Origin of the sequence: Streptomyces sp. NBC_00878 (genome assembly GCF_026341515.1) — a bacterium.
Lineage (GTDB): Bacteria > Actinomycetota > Actinomycetes > Streptomycetales > Streptomycetaceae > Streptomyces.
Genome location: NZ_JAPEOK010000001.1, coordinates 2,885,650 through 2,900,994 on the forward strand (window position 1 = coordinate 2,885,650; position 15,345 = coordinate 2,900,994).

Here is a 15,345-nt window from a genome sequence, read left to right on the forward strand (position 1 = left end):
CCGTTCAGTCCTGCGTCTCGGCGGGCTGCTCGGTGTCCGGGCGGATGTCGATGCGCCAGCCGGTCAGGCGGGCGGCGAGCCGGGCGTTCTGCCCTTCCTTGCCGATCGCCAGGGACAGCTGGTAGTCGGGGACCGTCACCCGCGCGGAGCGGGCCGCGAGGTCGACGACCTCGACCTTGGAGACCCGGGCCGGGGACAGCGCGTTCGCCACCATCTCGGCCGGGTCGTCCGACCAGTCGACGATGTCGATCTTCTCGCCGTTCAGCTCGGCCATCACGTTGCGCACGCGACCGCCCATGGGACCGATACAGGCGCCCTTGGCGTTCAGCCCCGACCGGGTGGACCGGACGGCGATCTTCGTGCGGTGACCGGCCTCGCGGGCGATCGCGGCGATCTCGACGGACCCGTCGGCGATCTCCGGCACCTCGAGCGCGAAGAGCTTCTTCACCAGACCGGGATGCGTACGGGAGAGGGTCACGGAGGGACCGCGGACGCCCTTCGCTACCCGTACGACGTACGACCGCAGCCGCACGCCGTGCTGGTACGACTCACCGGGGACCTGCTCCTGCACCGGCAGGATGGCCTCCAGCTTGCCGATGTCGACGAGCACGTTCTTCGGGTCGCGGCCCTGCTGGACGACGCCGGTGACGATGTCGCCGTCGCGGCCCGCGTACTCGCCGAGCGTCGCGTCGTCCTCCGCGTCCCGCAGGCGCTGCAGGATGACCTGCTTGGCAGTGGTGGCGGCGATCCGGCCGAAGTCGGACGGGGTGTCGTCGAACTCGCGCGCCTCCTGCCCCTCCTCCAGGTCCTCGGGGTCCTCCTTCGCCCACACGGTCACATGGCCGGTCTCCCGGTCGAGCTTGACGCGCGCGTGGCGGCGGCTTCCCTCGGTGCGGTGATAGGCGATGAGGAGGGCCGCCTCGATCGCCTCGACCAGCAGGTCGAAGGAGATCTCCTTCTCCCGTACCAAGCCCCGCAGGGCACTCATGTCGATGTCCACGGCTACGCCTCCTCCTCTTCCTTCATGTCTGTGTCGTTCTCGTTGGCCTTGCGGTTGAACTCGACCTGGACGCGCGCCTTGGCGATGTCCTCGAAGACGAGCCTGCGGGCGGTGGCCTTGCGTCCCTTGACGCCGGGCACCTCCAGGTCGATCCCGTCCTCGTCCACCGTCAGGATCCGGGCGACCAGTTCGTCGCCGCTCGTCAGCTGGAATCTCACCAGGCGGTCCGTGGCGCGTACGTAGTGACGGTGTTCCTTGAGTTCGCGCTCGGCACCGGGGGTTCCCACTTCGAGGGTGTACTCGCCCTGGCCCATCGCGTCGGTCTCGTCGAGCTTCGCCGAGAGCGCGCGGCTCACATCGGCGATCGCGTCCAGATCGGCTCCTTCGTCGGAGTCGACGACGACCCGCAGCACACGCTTCCGGCCGACCGAGTCCACTTCGATCTCCTCGAGATCGAGTCCCTGGGAGCTGACGAGCGGTTCCAGGAGCTCTCGAAGCCTCTCGCTCTGGGTGGTGCTCATCCGGGTGACTCCTCGGCCGCGTGTGCTGTTGTGGGTAGGTCGCGTGTCAGGTCAAAGGGTATCCGGTCCCAAGGGGTGTTGCCGTCCACCGTGGCGCGCCCGACGACGGGCCCGGCGCCGCTGGTGAGTCCGGGCGGGGTACGCGGGTACCGTGATCACGGGCCTGCCGCCCTTCCGTTCGTACGAGCCCTCCGAGGACGTCTGCCGTGCCGTTCACCCTGCCGTCGCGCATCCCCTCGGGGCCGCGCCGAAGGAGCCTGCTCGCCGGGGCCGCCGGCGCCGGCACCGCGCTGCTCGCGGGCTGCTCCTCCTCCGACTCCTCCGCCGAGACCACCAAGGGGAGCACGTCCGCCGCCGAGCGGGCACGCGCGCGTGCGGCCCGCGACAGCGAGCGGCTCGCGGAGCGGTACGAGGCCGTGCTCGCCGCACATCCCGCGCTGGCGGGGCGTCTGTCACCGCTGCGGGCGGAGGTCGTACGGCACGTGGAGGCGTTCGGGGGCGGGAAGCGGACGTCGGCGACAGCGACCGCGTCGCCCTCTGCGTCGGCGACAGCGACTGGGACTGGGACTGCATCGGCGTCGGCGTCCTTGGGCGCTTCCGTGGCGCCTTCGTCTGCCCCGTCCACCGGCACACCGCTCACGGAGAAGGCCGCTCTCGCCGAGCTCGTCGCGGCCGAGCGGGCGCTGGTGGACCGGCGCGCGAAGGCGATTCTCGACGTGCCGGGAGAGCTGGCGCGGCTGTTCGCCTCGGTGGCGGCGTCCGGTGCGGTGCACGTGTTTCTGCTGACGGAGGGCGAGAAGTGAGCGGTTCCGGAAAGGCGGGCGAGGCCGGGGAGGCCGAAAAGGTGTCGGCGGAGCTGACGGCCGTGCAGGCCGCGCTCGGGGCCGAGCATGCCGCCGTGTACGGCTACGGGGTCGTGGGCGGGAACATCGGCGAGGCCCGGCGGAGCGAGGCGCGGGCGGCGTACGACGCGCACCGGGCCCGGCGGGACGCGCTGACGCGGGCCGTGCGCGATCTGCGCGGGAAGCCCGGGCCGTCGGCGGCCGCGTACGCGCTGCCGTTCCCGGTGACCGACCCCGAGTCGGCCGTGCGGCTCGCCGCCGAACTGGAGGACCGGGTGGCCGGGGTCTACTCCGACCTGGTCAGGGCCACTGAGGGCGAGCGGCGGCGTGCCGCGGCGGACGCTCTGCGGGAAGCGGCGGTCCGGGCGGTGCGCTGGCGGGGCGAGAGCGTAGCCTTCCCTGGGCTCGCCGAGCGGTCGGCCCCGTCGACCGCGTCGGCGGCACCGACGTCGTAGCGGGAACGGGAAGTCGTAGCGGGAGCGGGAACTGGAACGTCGTCGTCACCGACGCAGGGGCGTCGTATCGGGCACAGGTCGGGCACAGGTCGGGCTCAGGAAGGAAGCGACTCACGCATGGCTTTCGAACCGCCGCGGCGTCTCGTCAAGGCGCTCGGCGAGGCGGCACCAAGCGGTGACGACTGGCTGGAGAAGCTGCCTCAGGCGGCTCAACAGGCCGTCAATCTACGCGAGTTGACCGTGGAGCGCGTTCAGGTGCCCGGTGGGCGCAGCAGTCTGGTGGTCCTGGTGCGACTGCCGGACGGCACCCCCGCCGTCCTGAAGCTCGCGCCGCGCCGAGCCCGCCCGGAGAGCGAGCGGGCCGCGCTCGCCCACTGGGACGGCCTGGGTGCGGTACGGCTCCTGGAGCCGGCCGGCGCCGAGGGCGTCCTGTTGCTTGAGCGGCTGCATCCCGATGTGTCGGTGCGTTCGCTGCCCGAGGCAAAGTCGATGCTGGAGGCGGCGGGGACACTGCGCCGCCTGTGGGTCGAGCCACCGGCCGGCCCGGTCTTCGAGACAGTGGCCGAGCGGACCGGACGGCAGGCCGGGGCGATGCGGGCGGGCGCCGACAAGGAGGCGGCACCGCTGGTCGACGCGGCCCTGGCGGTACGCGAGGAACTGCTGGCCTCGGCGCCCGAGGCACGCCTGCTGCACGGCACGTTCCGGCAGAGCAAGGTCCTGGCCGGCGAGCGGGGACCCTGGCTGGCCGTGGGGCCCGATCCCGTCGTCGGCGAGTGCGCCTTCGACCTGGCCCGGCTGGTCCGCGACCGCGTAGAGGACCTGATCGCCTCCACCTCCGGTGCCGCCGCCACCCGCCGTCGGGTGAAGCGCCTCGCGGAGTCCCTGGACCTGGACCAGGAGCGGCTGCGCGGCTGGACCCTGTTCCGGGCCGTGGAGTCGGGCGTACGGGCTCGGCGGGTGAGCCGGCCGCGGGACGCCGAGCTGTTGCTGGAGTTCGCGAGCTGGCTGTAGGGGCGACGGTACTCAGGCCGCCGCGAGTCTGAGGGCCAGGACCGGGCAGTCCGCCGCCGCTCTGCGGGCCCGTTTCAGGGTTCGGGCGGGGAGCGGGGCCGCGTCGACGAGGGGGTAGCCCCATTCGTCGAGGGTGATGTGGTCGGGGAGGAGTTCGGCGCAGAGGCCGTGGGCCTGGCAGGACGTCCAGTCGATGTCGAGGTGCTGGGGCGGCTGGTCCATGTCTGTCAGCTCCTGTGGTCGGGGACGGGCAGCAAGGGGGTGCGGTCGGTCGCGGTGCACAAGCCCCGGGCGTGGACGTCGAGTTCGGCGGCGAAGGTGGTCAGGGCGCTGCGGACCAGTCGGACCGTGCCGTCGGGGTGGTGGCAGGCGCCACGGCCCTCGACGAGTCCGGCCCAGCGGGCGACGTCGTCGCGGGCGGTGCCCTGGGGACCGGGGACGGCCAGGGTGCGGAAGGCCGCGGCGATACGCGGCAGGCCGTTGAGGCAGGGACCGCACTGACCGGCCGATTCCAGGGCCAAGTAGCGCAGGACGCGGGCGGTTTCGGCGAGGCCACAGCGGTCGGTGGGGAGAGCGGCGAGGACGCCCGCGCCCAAGTTCGCGGCGGACAGGCGGAGTTGAGCCGCTTCGGCGACCGGGAGCCAGGTGCCGTGGTAGCCGCCCAGCAGAATCGCGGCGGTGCCCTCCAGCGGGAGCAGGCGGTGCAGGGGCATGCCGAAGGGGGCCTCCACGACCCGGACCTCGCGGCCGGGCACGTGCACCGTGCACAGGGTGCTGCCCGGTTCCGACGGTGTGCCGGCCGAGCGGAACCAGTCGGCTCCGTAGCGGGCGATCAGTGCGAGGTGCGCGAGCGTCTCGACGTTCTGGACGAGGGTGGGCGCCCGGCGGACGCCCTGTTCACGTACCGGAGGGTCCTGGTGGCGGGGCAGGGCGGCGTGGCCGGAGAGGTGCTGGGCGAGGGCGGAGGACTGGCCGGACAGGAAGCGTTTGGGTACGCGGACGACGCGTACGGGGATGGGGTCGTCGCGCTCGGCCACGGCCGTTTCGAGGCGTGTGGCCACGGCCGTTTCGAGGTGTGTGGCCCCGTCCTCCGCGGCGAGGTACGCCGCCCCCGCTCCGGTCGCGTGCGCCGCCAACCGCAGCCCGTCCAGGACCAGATGGGGCGAGTGGCTCAGCAGGGTCTTGTCCTTGGCGCTCGCCGGTTCGCCCTCGGCGCCGTTCGCTACGACGACGGGGGCGCGGCCGGTGCGGCGGGCCGCGTCGACGACCGAGACGAACTTGCGGTACGTGGGGAAGGCGGCGCCGCCCCGGCCAGTGAGGCCGGACTCCGCGAGGGTGCGCAGGAGGGCCGCCGGGTCGCCGTGGGCGAGGGGGCCGTAGCGGGTCTCGTGCGTGGCGCGGTCGGCGGGGGCGCCGCCGGGGGCGAGGAGGCGTGGGGCCATGAGGATGTCCGTGAACGTGCTGCTGGTCATGGTCGCGCCCCTTCGGCGGTGAGGAGGGTGGCGGGGGTGCGGTGGGCGGCTCGTACGGCCTGGGTGACGCGGATCGTGAAGGCGGCGAGGACCGCTGCGACGCAGGTGACGGTCAGCCAGAGCATCCAGTCGGTGCCGGTGTCCGTGCCGATGCCGATGCCGTGGACCAGGGCCACCGGCCAGGACGCGTAGGCCAGCCAGTGGACGGCTCGCCAGGTGCGGTGGCCGAGTCTCGTGCGGAAGAGGCTGGTGAGCAGGACGGCGAGCATCAGGTCCAGGGCGACCGTGCCGAGGCCCAGCCAGAGGGGCTGGTAGTCGGAGGCGAACGGGACGAGGACGTCGAGGGCGGTGATGTCGACGTAGCCGTCGACGACCGCGGTGGCGATGTGGATGGCCAGGAAGGCGGTCGCGGAGAGGGAGAGGGTGCGGTGGAGGGAGACCGTGCCGAAGCGGGGGAGGCCGGGGAGGCGGGTTCTCAGGCGTACGGCGATGCCCAGGAGGACCACGACGGTGAAGAGGACCAGGCAGACGGCGCCGGTGGCGCGGTTGGCGTACCAGAGGATGGAGGCGTCGGTCATGGGGCGGGCTCCGTGGCCGGCTCCGTGGCCGGCTCCGTGGCCGGCTCCGTGGCCGGCTCGGTGATCGGCTCGGTGATCGGCTCGGTGATCGGCTCGGTGATCGGCTCGGTGGTGGGTGCCGCGGGGGTTTCTCCGCCCCCGCCGCCCCTTCCCGTCCCGACCCTGGGGGCTGCGCCCCCAGACCCCCCTTCGGCCTGAACGGCCTCGTCCTCAAGCGCCGGACGGGCTGAATACGTCGGCCAGCCCGCCGTCGTCACCACCGTGCCGTCCCTTGCCACCAGTCGGGCCGGGAGGCCCAGGGCGGACAGCCAGCGTTCCGCGCCCGCGCCCTTGATCAGGGCCGCCGTGCTGGCCGCGTTGGCGTCGGCGCAGGTGGCCGCGGAGACGGAGACCGTGCGCCAGGGACTCTCGGTCGGGAGGCCCGTGTTCGGGTCGAGGATGTGGTGGAGGGTGTGCGGGCCCGAGCGCCAGGTGCGGGCCGTCGTGCCCGACGTGGCGAGCCCGCCGCCGCGCAGGCCGACCGTCGTGTACGGGCCCTGCGGGGGCGTCTCGTCGACCGGGCCAGTGACGTCCTGGACGCGGATCCGCCAGCCGCCGGCCGGGGGTTCGCCCGCGACGGCCGTGTCGCCGCCGAGGCTGACCAGGACTCCGCAGCCCGCCGCCCGCGCGAGCGTCGCCGCGGCCCTGTCCGCCGCCCATGCCTTGGCGGTGGCGCCCAGGTCGAGGCGGACCCCGGCCGGGACGGTGACCGTGCCGGTCGCGCGGTCCAGGCGTATCAGGCGCCAGCCCGGGACGGGGCGCACGGTCAGCTTCACCGGGCGCCCGTCCTCCTGGACGAGCCGGAAATCGCGGTCGTAGCCGATGGCGTTCATCGCCGAGCCGACTGTCGGGTCGACGGCTCCGTCCGTCGCGGCGGCGGCACGCAGCGCGACCGCCAGCGCCTCCGCGAGCAACGGGCTGACCTTGACCGGTCGCCCTTCGGCGCTGTCGAGCGCGACCAGCTCGGAGTCCTCGCGGAACCTGCTGCACGCCGCGTCGACCTCGGCCAGCTGCCGGACGAGCAGCAGGCTGCACGAGTCCAGCAGGGCCGGGTCCGTCGTGACGAGCCGGACGTTCGTACCGAGGGCACGCCAGTTCGCGGCGGCCGTGGGGCGGACGGTGGTGTCGACGACCGTGTCGGTGGTGGTCGTCATGACGCACCCGAAGTGGAGTCGGCGGTGCCGCTGTCGTCGGAGGAGGTCAGGTCGTCGGACGAGCCCTGCAGGGACGAGGACGAGTCGCTGGAGGAGTCCGTCGCCGAAGAGTCCGACGACGAGGATGAAGACGAGTCGGTCGGCGACGAAGACGTCGTCGATGACGACGACGAGTCCGTGCTTCCGCTCGCCGTCGTCGTAGCCGTCGACTCCATCGTGCCTATGAGCGCGAAGACACCTGCCGCTGCCGCCAGTGTCACCGCCGCTGCCGCGGCCGCCGTACGCCGTGCGCCTCTGCGAACCGCTGCCGCGGCACCGCGTTCCGTGCCTCGCATGACTGCTCCCCTTCGAATGACGCTGTGTCACGTCCTACGGTCGGGGAGCAGCCTGGGAGAAACCTGTGCGGTGCCCATACGCCCGGAAAGAAGTCTCTGAGAGGCTTCTTAACAGCGCGGGGGTCAGCCGCTCGGGGCCAAACGTCAGTTGCTCAGGCGGGCGATCGCCTCGTCCACCGTCAGCTCCTCGCGCTCGCCGGTGCGGCGGTCCTTCAGTTCCAGGACGCCTTCGGCCGAACGTCGCCCGGCCACCAGGATCTTCGGTACGCCGATGAGTTCGGCGTCCGTGAACTTCACGCCCGGCGAGACACCCGCCCGGTCGTCCACGAGCACACGGACGCCCGCCGCGCCCAGCTTCTCCGAGACGTCGAGGGCCAGTTCGGTCTGCAGCGCCTTGCCCGCGGCGACGACGTGGACGTCGGCCGGGGCGATCTCGGCGGGCCAGACCAGGCCCTGCTCGTCCGCGTGCTGCTCGGCGAGCGCCGCGACCGCACGCGAGACACCGATGCCGTACGAGCCCATCGTCACGCGGACCGGCTTGCCCTGCTGGCCGAGCACGTCCAGTTGGAGGGCGTCGGCGTACTTGCGGCCGAGCTGGAAGATGTGGCCGATCTCGATGGCGCGGTCCAGCGTGAGGCCGGTGCCGCAGACGGGGCAGGGGTCGCCCTCCTGCACGACCACCGCGTCCACATACGTGTCGACCTCGAAGTCACGGCCCGCGACGACGTTCTTCGCGTGCAGGCCCTCCTTGTTGGCGCCGGTGATCCAGGCGGTGCCGGGGGCGACGCGCGGGTCGGCGAGGTAACGGACCTTCTCCAGGCCCTGCGGGCCGACGTACCCGCGTACGAGGTCGTCGCGGCCCGAGAAGTCCTCGGCCGTGACGAGTTCGACGGCGGCGGGGGCGAAGTGCGCCTCCACCTTGTCCATGTCGACCTCGCGGTCGCCGGGCACGCCGATGGCCACGATCTCGCCGTCCACCTTGACGAGCAGGTTCTTCAGGGTGGCGGAGGCGGGGACCTCCAAGTACGCGGCGAGCGTCTCGATGGTCGGGGTGTCGGGGGTCGGGATCTCTTCGAGCGCGGGGACGGCCGACCCGTCCACCGGCTTCAGCGCGTACGTGATCGCCTCGGTGTTGGCCGCGTAGTCGCAGTTCGGACAGTCGGCGAAGGTGTCCTCGCCGGCCGCGGCCGGGGCAAGGAACTCCTCGGACTTGGAGCCGCCCATGGCGCCCGCGGTGGCCGCGCAGATGCGGTAGTCCAGGCCGAGACGCGTGAAGATCTTCTGGTACGCCTCGCGGTGCAGGGCGTACGACTTGGCCAGGCCCTCGTCCTCCGTGTCGAAGGAGTACGAGTCCTTCATCAGGAACTCACGGCCGCGCAGGATGCCGGCGCGCGGGCGGGCCTCGTCGCGGTACTTGTTCTGGATCTGGTAGAGGATCACCGGCAGGTCCTTGTAGGACGAGCACTGGTCCTTGACCAGGAGGGTGAAGATCTCCTCGTGGGTCGGGCCGAGGAGGTAGTCGCCGCCCTTGCGGTCGTTCAGGCGGAACAGCTCGGGGCCGTACTCCTCCCAGCGGCCGGTCGCCTCGTAGGGCTCCTTCGGCAGCAGGGCGGGCAGCGCGACCTCCTGGGCGCCGATGGCGTCCATCTCCTCGCGGACGACCCGCTCCACGTTGTTCAGGACCTTCTTGCCCAGCGGCAGCCAGGACCACAGACCGGCGGCGGTACGGCGCACATAGCCTGCGCGCACCAGCAGCTTGTGGCTGAGCACCTCGGCGTCCGCCGGGTCGTCACGCAGTGTCTTGACCATCAAACGGGACATGCGCTGGACCTGGGCCATGATTCTCGACTCCTGCTGCGTAAGGGTGATGGCTAGGAGGTTAGCCGGGGGCCCGCCGTCGCCGGAAATCGATTCTGGGCAACGGGGGCATCGTCAGCGGCGCCGGAAGGATCGTCACCGGTGGCCGAGGTGTCGTCAGCGGTGACGGGGAATCGTCAGCGGTGACGCAGGGGCAGCGGGGCGCCCATCACCGCGTACGGCTTCGGTGCGCTGGGGAACAGGACCTGTCTGGCCAGGTCCTGGTAGCCGAGTGAGCGGTACAGCCCGCGGGCCGGGCTCTCCGTGTCGATGGCGGAGAGGATCGAGCGGGGTTCGGTGGCGCTGTCCGTGATGGTGGTGATCAGGGCACGGCCGATGCCCCGGTTCTGGAAACCGGGGTGGACGTGCAGCTCGGTGATCACGAAGGAGTCGTCCAGCCACTCGTCGTACCCCTGGCTCCGCAGATAGGGCTCGACGACGGTCGACCACCAGTGCGTACGGTCGTTGGGCATGCCGTAGACGAAGCCGACGAGGCGTCCGTCGGCGGTGGTCGCGCCGAGTGCGCGGGCGCCTGGGTAGGAGAGGTGCCGCAGCACGATCTGCCGTCGTACGGCGATCTCGTCCGAGCCGAGTCCGAACGCCACGGCTTGGACGGCCAGTGCCTCGTCGATCCGGGCGGCCAGATCCAGCGGGCCGATGACGACGTCGTCGGGCGTGACGGGGCCCTGACCGGGGAAACGCAGCATGCCCGGGAGACTACCCGGGCGTTTCGTCGGAGTGCGCCGGGGACGGAGGGTTGTCTTGTTGGTGCGGGTGCGTTGTGGCTGGTCGCGCCCAGGCGGCGGAGCCATAGATGTCACAGCCCCGCGCCCCTGAGGGGCGCGCCACTTGCGGGGCTCGGCGTCCCTCAGAACAGGATGCTCATGAAAGCGCCGACCTCTTGGAAGCCCACTCTGCGGTAGGTGGCTCGGGCGGCTGTGTTGTAGTCGTTGACGTAGAGGCTGACGATCGGGGCCACGTCCGCGAGGGCGTAGCGGAGGACCGCTGCCATGCCGGGGGCCGCGAGGCCCTGACCACGGTATTCGGGGGCCACCCAGACGCCCTGGATCTGGCAGGCCTGGGTCGTGGCGGCGCCGATCTCCGCCTTGAAGACGACCCGGCCGTTGTGGTCGAGGCGGGCGAACGAGCGGCCGGAGCCGACGAGTTCGGCGACCCTGGCCTGGTAGAGCAGGCCGCCGTCACCGGCGAGCGGGGAGACGCCGACCTCCTCGGTGAACATCGCCACGCACGCCGGCATGATCGTCTCCATCTCGTCCTTGCGGATGCGGCGGACGTACGGATCCGGGGCGATGTCGGCGGGGAGCCGGTCGGTGACCATCAGGGGCTGGTGCGGACGGACCTCGCGGGCCGGGCCCCAGTTGGGTTCGAGGAGGCGCCAGAGCTGGGTGGTGGCCTCGGCGGGGCCGACGATGGAGGAGCAGCGGCGGCCTGCTCTGCGGGCGCGGTCCGCGAAGGCGCGTACGGCTCGGGGGGTGGCGCAGATCGGGACGAGGTTGGCGCCCGCGTAGCAGAGGGACGTCAGCATGCCGTCCTCGTACCAGCCCCACATCTCACCGCCGAGGCGCCAGGGGTCGAGGCCCGCGACCTGTACGCGTGACGTCACGAAGGCGTTCGCCACCGGCTCGCGGTCGAGGACGGCGAGCGCGGCGTCCAGGTCGCTCGGTTCGAGGACCCTGGTGGTCGTCTGCGTCAACACGTGCGGGGCCTTCACCATCAGGTCTGCTGATCCCCGCACTGTACCTGGCGGAATTGTGCGGCGCCGCCGGGTGGGTCTGGGCGTAGGTGCCCGCCCCATCTCTGGGGGCTCCGCCCCCAGACCCCCGTATCGCGCTGAACGCGCTCGTCCTCAATCGCCGGACGGGCTGGAAGCAGGGGCGCAGCCCCGCCTTCCAGGGGCGCGGGGCTGTGACACTTGCGGCTCCTCCCCCACTCTCGGCTTCGCTCGAGCGGGGGGGGGACCCCCATCGTGGGCGCGACAAGCCCCCGCCGACCCGCACCCGACGTCGTCAGCCGGCCACCGATACCGAAGGCTCGCCGGAGGCGATTCCGTCCGCCTCCATCTGCTCCGCGATCTTCATCGCCTCCTCGATCAAGGTCTCGACGATCTTCGACTCCGGGACCGTCTTGATGACCTCGCCCTTGACGAAGATCTGACCCTTGCCGTTGCCGGAAGCGACGCCGAGGTCGGCCTCGCGGGCCTCACCCGGGCCGTTGACGACACAGCCCATGACCGCGACACGGAGCGGGACCTCCATGCCCTCCAGGCCGGCGGTCACCTCCTCCGCCAGCTTGTACACGTCGACCTGGGCCCGCCCGCAGGACGGGCAGGAGACGATCTCCAGGCGGCGCTGCTTGAGGTTCAGCGACTCCAGGATCTGCATGCCGACCTTGATCTCCTCGACCGGCGGGGCCGAGAGGGAGACCCGGATCGTGTCGCCGATGCCCTCGGCGAGCAGCGCTCCGAAGGCCACCGCGGACTTGATCGTGCCCTGGAAGGCGGGGCCGGCCTCCGTGACACCCAGGTGCAGCGGGTAGTCGCAGGCAGCCGCCAGCTGCCGGTAGGCGTTGACCATGACCACCGGGTCGTTGTGCTTGACCGAGATCTTGATGTCCCGGAAGTCGTGCTCCTCGAAGAGCGACGCCTCCCAGAGGGCCGACTCGACGAGCGCCTCGGGGGTGGCCTTGCCGTACTTCTGGAGCAGGCGCTTGTCGAGCGAACCGGCGTTGACCCCGATCCGGATCGGGGTGCCGGTGTCCTTGGCGGCCCGCGCGATCTCCCTGACCTGGTCGTCGAACTGCTTGATGTTGCCGGGGTTCACCCGGACCGCGGCGCAGCCGGCGTTGATCGCGGCGAACACGTACTTCGGCTGGAAGTGGATGTCCGCGATCACCGGGATCTGCGACTTGCGGGCGATGGTGGCGAGCGCGTCCGCGTCGTCCTGTGTGGGGCACGCGACGCGCACGATCTGGCAGCCGGACGCGGTCAGTTCGGCGATCTGCTGGAGCGTGGCCCCGATGTCCGACGTACGCGTCGTCGTCATCGACTGCACCGAGACGGGTGCGTCTCCGCCCACCGCCACGCTTCCGACCTGGATCTGCCGGCTCTTCCGGCGCTCGGCGAGCTTGGTCGGAACGGACGGCATGCCGAGTGAAATCGCAGTCATCTGCTGTGCAACCCCAAGGTAAGGATCGGTCGGTCCCGAAAGCGGACGGGCTCCAGTCTTCGAGATTACGGCACCCCCGCGGACGGGAGCACATTCCACCAGCAGGTCCACTCATAGGTGGGCGGCCGTGCACAAAGTGTGCCCGGCCGCCGCGAACTCCGTATGACTAGGAGATTCTCACCGGGTTAACCACGTCCGCGATCAGCACCAGGATCGTGAAGCAGATGAAGATCCCGGCCACCACGTACGCGACGGGCATGAGCTTCGCCACGTCGAACGGGCCGGGGTCCGGCCGCCGCAGCACCTTCGCCATGTTGCGGCGCAGGGCCTCCCACAGGGCGCCCGCGATGTGCCCGCCGTCGAGCGGCAGCAGCGGGAGCATGTTGAACAGGAACAGGGAGAGGTTGAAGCCCGCGACGAGGAACAGCATCATCGCGATCTGGTTCTCCGGCGGGATGTCCAGCGTGAACACCTCGCCGCCGACCCGGGCCGCGCCGACCACGCCCATCGGGGAATCCGCCTCGCGCTCGCCGTCGCCGAAGGCCGCGTCCCACAGGGCGGGGACCTTGGACGGCAGGGCCAGGAGCGACTCGACGCCGTTCTGCATCATGTCGCCCATACGGTCCACGGACTGCCCGAACGACTGCTGGACGATGCCGGAGGCGGGGGTGAAGCCGAGGAAGCCGGCGTACACGTACTTGCCCTCGACGTAGCCGCCGTCGCCGTCGGTCTGGCTGACCTGGTTGCGGATCAGATGGGCGGTCAGGTCGAGTTGCTTGCCGTCGCGCTCGACGGTGAGCGTGACGTCCTTGCCGGGGTTGGCGCGGATGTCGGCCTGGAGCGTGGACCAGTCGGTGATCTTCTCGCCGTTGAACGCGAGGATCTTGTCGCCGCCCTTGAGCCCGGCGGCCTTGGCGGGCGCGGCCGTGTCGCTCTTCTGGCACTCCGACCGGTTCTCGCTCTGCTCGATGACGCAGTCCGACACCTTGCCGACCGTGGTGGTCTGGGTCTGGATGCCGAAGCTCATCATCACGCCGAGGAAGATCGCGACGGCGAGGATCAGGTTCATGAAGGGGCCGGCGAACATCACGATCACGCGCTTCCACGGCTTGCGCGTGTAGAAGAGGCGGTTCTCGTCACCCGGCAGGAGTTCTTCGAAGGACTGCGCTCTGGCGTCCTCTATCATGCCGCGCCACGGTGAGGTGGAGCGTGCCTCGATCCGGCCGTCGGGACCGGGCGGGAACATCCCGATCATGCGGATGTAGCCGCCGAGTGGAATCGCCTTGACCCCGTACTCCGTGTCGCCCTTCTTGCGCGACCAGATGGTCGGGCCGAAGCCGACCATGTACTGCGGCACGCGAATGCCGAACAGCTTGGCCGTGGAGAGATGTCCCAGCTCGTGCCAGGCGATCGAGAAGAGCAGGCCGACCGCGAAGACGACTATGCCGAGGATCATCATCAGGGTCGTCATGCACGAGCCTCCGCCGTTGTCGTGGCTGTCGTCTGAGCCGTTGTCGTTCGGGCTGTCAGTTCACGGGCCCGGGCGCGCGCCCAGGACTCCGCTTCGAGGACGTCCGGGACGGTGAGCGAGGTTCCCGTACGGGGCGTGCCGTGCTCGGCGACGACCCTCGTGACGGTCTCCATGATGCCGTTGAACGGCAGCGAACCGTTCAGGAACGCGTCCACGCACTCCTCGTTGGCCGCATTGAACACCGCCGGGGCCGTGCCCGCGAGCTCCCCCACGTGCCGGGCGAGCCCCACCGACGGAAACGCGTCGGTGTCGAGCGGGAAGAACTCCCAGCTCGACGCCTTCGACCAGTCGAAGGCGGGCGCGGCGTCGGGGATCCGCTGGGGCCAGCCGAGGCCGATGGCGATCGGCCCGCGCATGTCGGGGGGCGTCGCCTGCGCCATTGTCGATCCGTCCGTGAACTCCACCATCGAGTGGACATACGACTGCGGGTGCACGACCACCTCAATCCGCTCGAAGGGAATGTCGTAGAGGAGGTGTGCCTCGATGACTTCGAGCCCCTTGTTGACCAGGGTCGCGGAGTTGATCGTGATGACCGGGCCCATGGCCCAGGTGGGGTGCGCGAGCGCGGCCTCGGGGGTGACGTCGGCCAGCTCGGACTTCGTACGTCCTCTGAAGGGGCCGCCGGACGCGGTGACGACGAGCTTGCGTACGTCGGCCCTGGTGCCGGAGGCGAGCGCCTGGAAGAGGGCGGCGTGCTCGGAGTCGACCGGGATGATCTGGCCCGGCTTGGCCAACGCCTTCACCAGCGGGCCGCCGACGATGAGCGACTCCTTGTTGGCTAGCGCGAGGGTGCGGCCCGCCTCCAGGGCGGCGAGGGTCGGGGCGAGGCCGATCGAGCCGGTGATGCCGTTCAGGACGGTGTGGCACTCGGAGGCGGCGAGGTGGGTGGCGGCGTCCGCCCCCGCGAGGATCTCGGGGAGGGGCTCCCCCGCTCCGTACTGCGCGGACAGGGCCTCGCGCAGTGCCGGTACGACGTCCTCGCGCGCGACGGCGACGGTCCGGACGCGGAGCCGGTGTGCCTGCTCGGCGAGCAGTCCGACCCGCCCGCCCGCCGCGGAGAGCCCGGTGACCCGGAAGCGGTCGGGGTTGCGCTGCACGAGATCGATGGCCTGGGTCCCGATCGACCCGGTGGACCCGAGGATCACCACATCCCGGACTCCGTCCACAGGATCGAAGACAAGATGCGGATCGGCGAGGGGGGCTGGACTGTCACTCATCCCTCCATTGTTGCCGCAACGCCGAGGGGAGAGGACAGGGGCTGCCACGAGTGCCTCGTAAGAGGGCCTCGCGCTCACTTGCAAGGGGCGCGGGATGCCCCTTCAGGGGCGCGGGGAACTGCGCGACAAGCCCCACACAGCCCGCACC

General features: G+C 71.2%; 16 protein-coding genes. 3 read left to right on the forward strand and 13 right to left on the reverse strand.

Going from position 1 to position 15,345, the window contains the following annotated elements:
* Positions 1 to 4: 4 nt before the first annotated feature.
* Positions 5 to 1,000 carry a transcription termination factor NusA gene (gene nusA / locus OHA11_RS11805; protein WP_266495049.1) on the reverse strand — a complete coding sequence of 332 codons (996 nt, stop codon included), beginning with the start codon at positions 998 to 1,000 and terminating at the stop codon, positions 5 to 7.
* A 2-nt stretch (positions 1,001 to 1,002) separates the two neighbouring features.
* The gene (gene rimP / locus OHA11_RS11810) at positions 1,003 to 1,521 is read right to left on the reverse strand and encodes a ribosome maturation factor RimP (RefSeq protein WP_266495052.1); all 519 of its coding nucleotides are present in this window, start codon (positions 1,519 to 1,521) and stop codon (positions 1,003 to 1,005) included.
* A 206-nt stretch (positions 1,522 to 1,727) separates the two neighbouring features.
* Between rimP and OHA11_RS11815 the strand changes: the two genes are divergently transcribed.
* The 3 genes from OHA11_RS11815 (at position 1,728) to OHA11_RS11825 (ending at position 3,829) form a co-directional block, all read left to right on the forward strand.
* Positions 1,728 to 2,324 carry a hypothetical protein gene (locus tag OHA11_RS11815; RefSeq protein WP_266495055.1) on the forward strand — a complete coding sequence of 199 codons (597 nt, stop codon included), beginning with the start codon at positions 1,728 to 1,730 and terminating at the stop codon, positions 2,322 to 2,324.
* Positions 2,321 to 2,818 carry a ferritin-like domain-containing protein gene (locus tag OHA11_RS11820; protein WP_266495057.1) on the forward strand — a complete coding sequence of 166 codons (498 nt, stop codon included), beginning with the start codon at positions 2,321 to 2,323 and terminating at the stop codon, positions 2,816 to 2,818. The genes OHA11_RS11815 and OHA11_RS11820 overlap by 4 nt, the downstream gene beginning before the upstream one ends.
* A gap of 117 nt (positions 2,819 to 2,935) precedes the next feature.
* Positions 2,936 to 3,829: an aminoglycoside phosphotransferase family protein gene (locus tag OHA11_RS11825; RefSeq protein ID WP_266495060.1), complete on the forward strand. Its 894-nt coding sequence runs from the start codon at positions 2,936 to 2,938 to the stop codon at positions 3,827 to 3,829.
* Positions 3,830 to 3,841: 12 nt separating this feature from the next.
* On the opposite strand, the gene OHA11_RS11830 is transcribed toward OHA11_RS11825, so the two are convergent.
* The 11 genes from OHA11_RS11830 to dxr form a co-directional block, all read right to left on the reverse strand.
* A complete protein-coding gene (locus OHA11_RS11830) occupies positions 3,842 to 4,051 on the reverse strand; it encodes a ferredoxin (protein ID WP_266495063.1) in 210 nt (69 codons plus the stop codon).
* 5 nt (positions 4,052 to 4,056) lie between these two features.
* Positions 4,057 to 5,301 (reverse strand): NADH-ubiquinone oxidoreductase-F iron-sulfur binding region domain-containing protein, encoded by a 1,245-nt coding sequence (locus OHA11_RS11835; protein WP_266495065.1) that lies wholly within the window; start codon positions 5,299 to 5,301, stop codon positions 4,057 to 4,059.
* Positions 5,298 to 5,879 (reverse strand): ferric reductase-like transmembrane domain-containing protein, encoded by a 582-nt coding sequence (locus OHA11_RS11840; protein ID WP_266495068.1) that lies wholly within the window; start codon positions 5,877 to 5,879, stop codon positions 5,298 to 5,300. The genes OHA11_RS11835 and OHA11_RS11840 overlap by 4 nt, the downstream gene beginning before the upstream one ends.
* Entirely contained in the window at positions 5,876 to 7,072 is a 1,197-nt protein-coding gene (locus OHA11_RS11845; protein ID WP_266495070.1) for an FAD:protein FMN transferase, read from the reverse strand. The genes OHA11_RS11840 and OHA11_RS11845 overlap by 4 nt, the downstream gene beginning before the upstream one ends.
* Positions 7,069 to 7,407 carry a hypothetical protein gene (locus OHA11_RS11850; protein WP_266495072.1) on the reverse strand — a complete coding sequence of 113 codons (339 nt, stop codon included), beginning with the start codon at positions 7,405 to 7,407 and terminating at the stop codon, positions 7,069 to 7,071. The genes OHA11_RS11845 and OHA11_RS11850 overlap by 4 nt, the downstream gene beginning before the upstream one ends.
* Positions 7,408 to 7,551: 144 nt before the next feature.
* Positions 7,552 to 9,246, reverse strand: a complete 1,695-nt coding sequence (locus OHA11_RS11855) for a proline--tRNA ligase (RefSeq protein ID WP_266495074.1) — start codon at positions 9,244 to 9,246, stop codon at positions 7,552 to 7,554.
* 155 nt (positions 9,247 to 9,401) lie between these two features.
* Positions 9,402 to 9,971, reverse strand: a complete 570-nt coding sequence (locus tag OHA11_RS11860) for a GNAT family N-acetyltransferase (RefSeq protein WP_266495077.1) — start codon at positions 9,969 to 9,971, stop codon at positions 9,402 to 9,404.
* 161 nt (positions 9,972 to 10,132) lie between these two features.
* Positions 10,133 to 10,981: a GNAT family N-acetyltransferase gene (locus OHA11_RS11865; RefSeq protein WP_266495079.1), complete on the reverse strand. Its 849-nt coding sequence runs from the start codon at positions 10,979 to 10,981 to the stop codon at positions 10,133 to 10,135.
* 310 nt (positions 10,982 to 11,291) lie between these two features.
* Positions 11,292 to 12,449, reverse strand: coding sequence for a flavodoxin-dependent (E)-4-hydroxy-3-methylbut-2-enyl-diphosphate synthase (ispG, locus tag OHA11_RS11870; protein WP_266495082.1), 1,158 nt, complete (start codon positions 12,447 to 12,449; stop codon positions 11,292 to 11,294).
* A 166-nt stretch (positions 12,450 to 12,615) separates the two neighbouring features.
* Complete coding sequence (locus OHA11_RS11875) at positions 12,616 to 13,920, reverse strand: RIP metalloprotease (RefSeq protein WP_266495084.1); 1,305 nt, start codon at positions 13,918 to 13,920, stop codon at positions 12,616 to 12,618.
* On the reverse strand, positions 13,917 to 15,197 hold the full coding sequence (dxr, locus tag OHA11_RS11880; protein ID WP_266495087.1) for a 1-deoxy-D-xylulose-5-phosphate reductoisomerase: 1,281 nt from the start codon (positions 15,195 to 15,197) through the stop codon (positions 13,917 to 13,919). Before dxr ends, OHA11_RS11875 begins: the two co-directional genes overlap by 4 nt.
* Between the last annotated feature and the right edge of the window lie 148 nt (positions 15,198 to 15,345).

What these genes read in the sequence shown, in the direction of transcription:
- rimP (WP_266495052.1), bottom strand. Translation starts at nt 1,521, where the DNA reads ATGAGCACCACCCAGAGCGAGAGGCTTCGAGAGCTCCTGGAACCGCTC.
- OHA11_RS11825 (WP_266495060.1), top strand. Translation starts at nt 2,936, where the DNA reads ATGGCTTTCGAACCGCCGCGGCGTCTCGTCAAGGCGCTCGGCGAGGCG.
- OHA11_RS11830 (WP_266495063.1), bottom strand. Translation starts at nt 4,051, where the DNA reads ATGGACCAGCCGCCCCAGCACCTCGACATCGACTGGACGTCCTGCCAG.
- OHA11_RS11835 (WP_266495065.1), bottom strand. Translation starts at nt 5,301, where the DNA reads ATGACCAGCAGCACGTTCACGGACATCCTCATGGCCCCACGCCTCCTC.
- OHA11_RS11840 (WP_266495068.1), bottom strand. Translation starts at nt 5,879, where the DNA reads ATGACCGACGCCTCCATCCTCTGGTACGCCAACCGCGCCACCGGCGCC.
- OHA11_RS11845 (WP_266495070.1), bottom strand. Translation starts at nt 7,072, where the DNA reads ATGACGACCACCACCGACACGGTCGTCGACACCACCGTCCGCCCCACG.
- OHA11_RS11850 (WP_266495072.1), bottom strand. Translation starts at nt 7,407, where the DNA reads ATGCGAGGCACGGAACGCGGTGCCGCGGCAGCGGTTCGCAGAGGCGCA.
- OHA11_RS11855 (WP_266495074.1), bottom strand. Translation starts at nt 9,246, where the DNA reads ATGGCCCAGGTCCAGCGCATGTCCCGTTTGATGGTCAAGACACTGCGT.
- OHA11_RS11860 (WP_266495077.1), bottom strand. Translation starts at nt 9,971, where the DNA reads ATGCTGCGTTTCCCCGGTCAGGGCCCCGTCACGCCCGACGACGTCGTC.
- ispG (WP_266495082.1), bottom strand. Translation starts at nt 12,449, where the DNA reads ATGACTGCGATTTCACTCGGCATGCCGTCCGTTCCGACCAAGCTCGCC.
- OHA11_RS11875 (WP_266495084.1), bottom strand. Translation starts at nt 13,920, where the DNA reads ATGACGACCCTGATGATGATCCTCGGCATAGTCGTCTTCGCGGTCGGC.
- dxr (WP_266495087.1), bottom strand. Translation starts at nt 15,197, where the DNA reads ATGAGTGACAGTCCAGCCCCCCTCGCCGATCCGCATCTTGTCTTCGAT.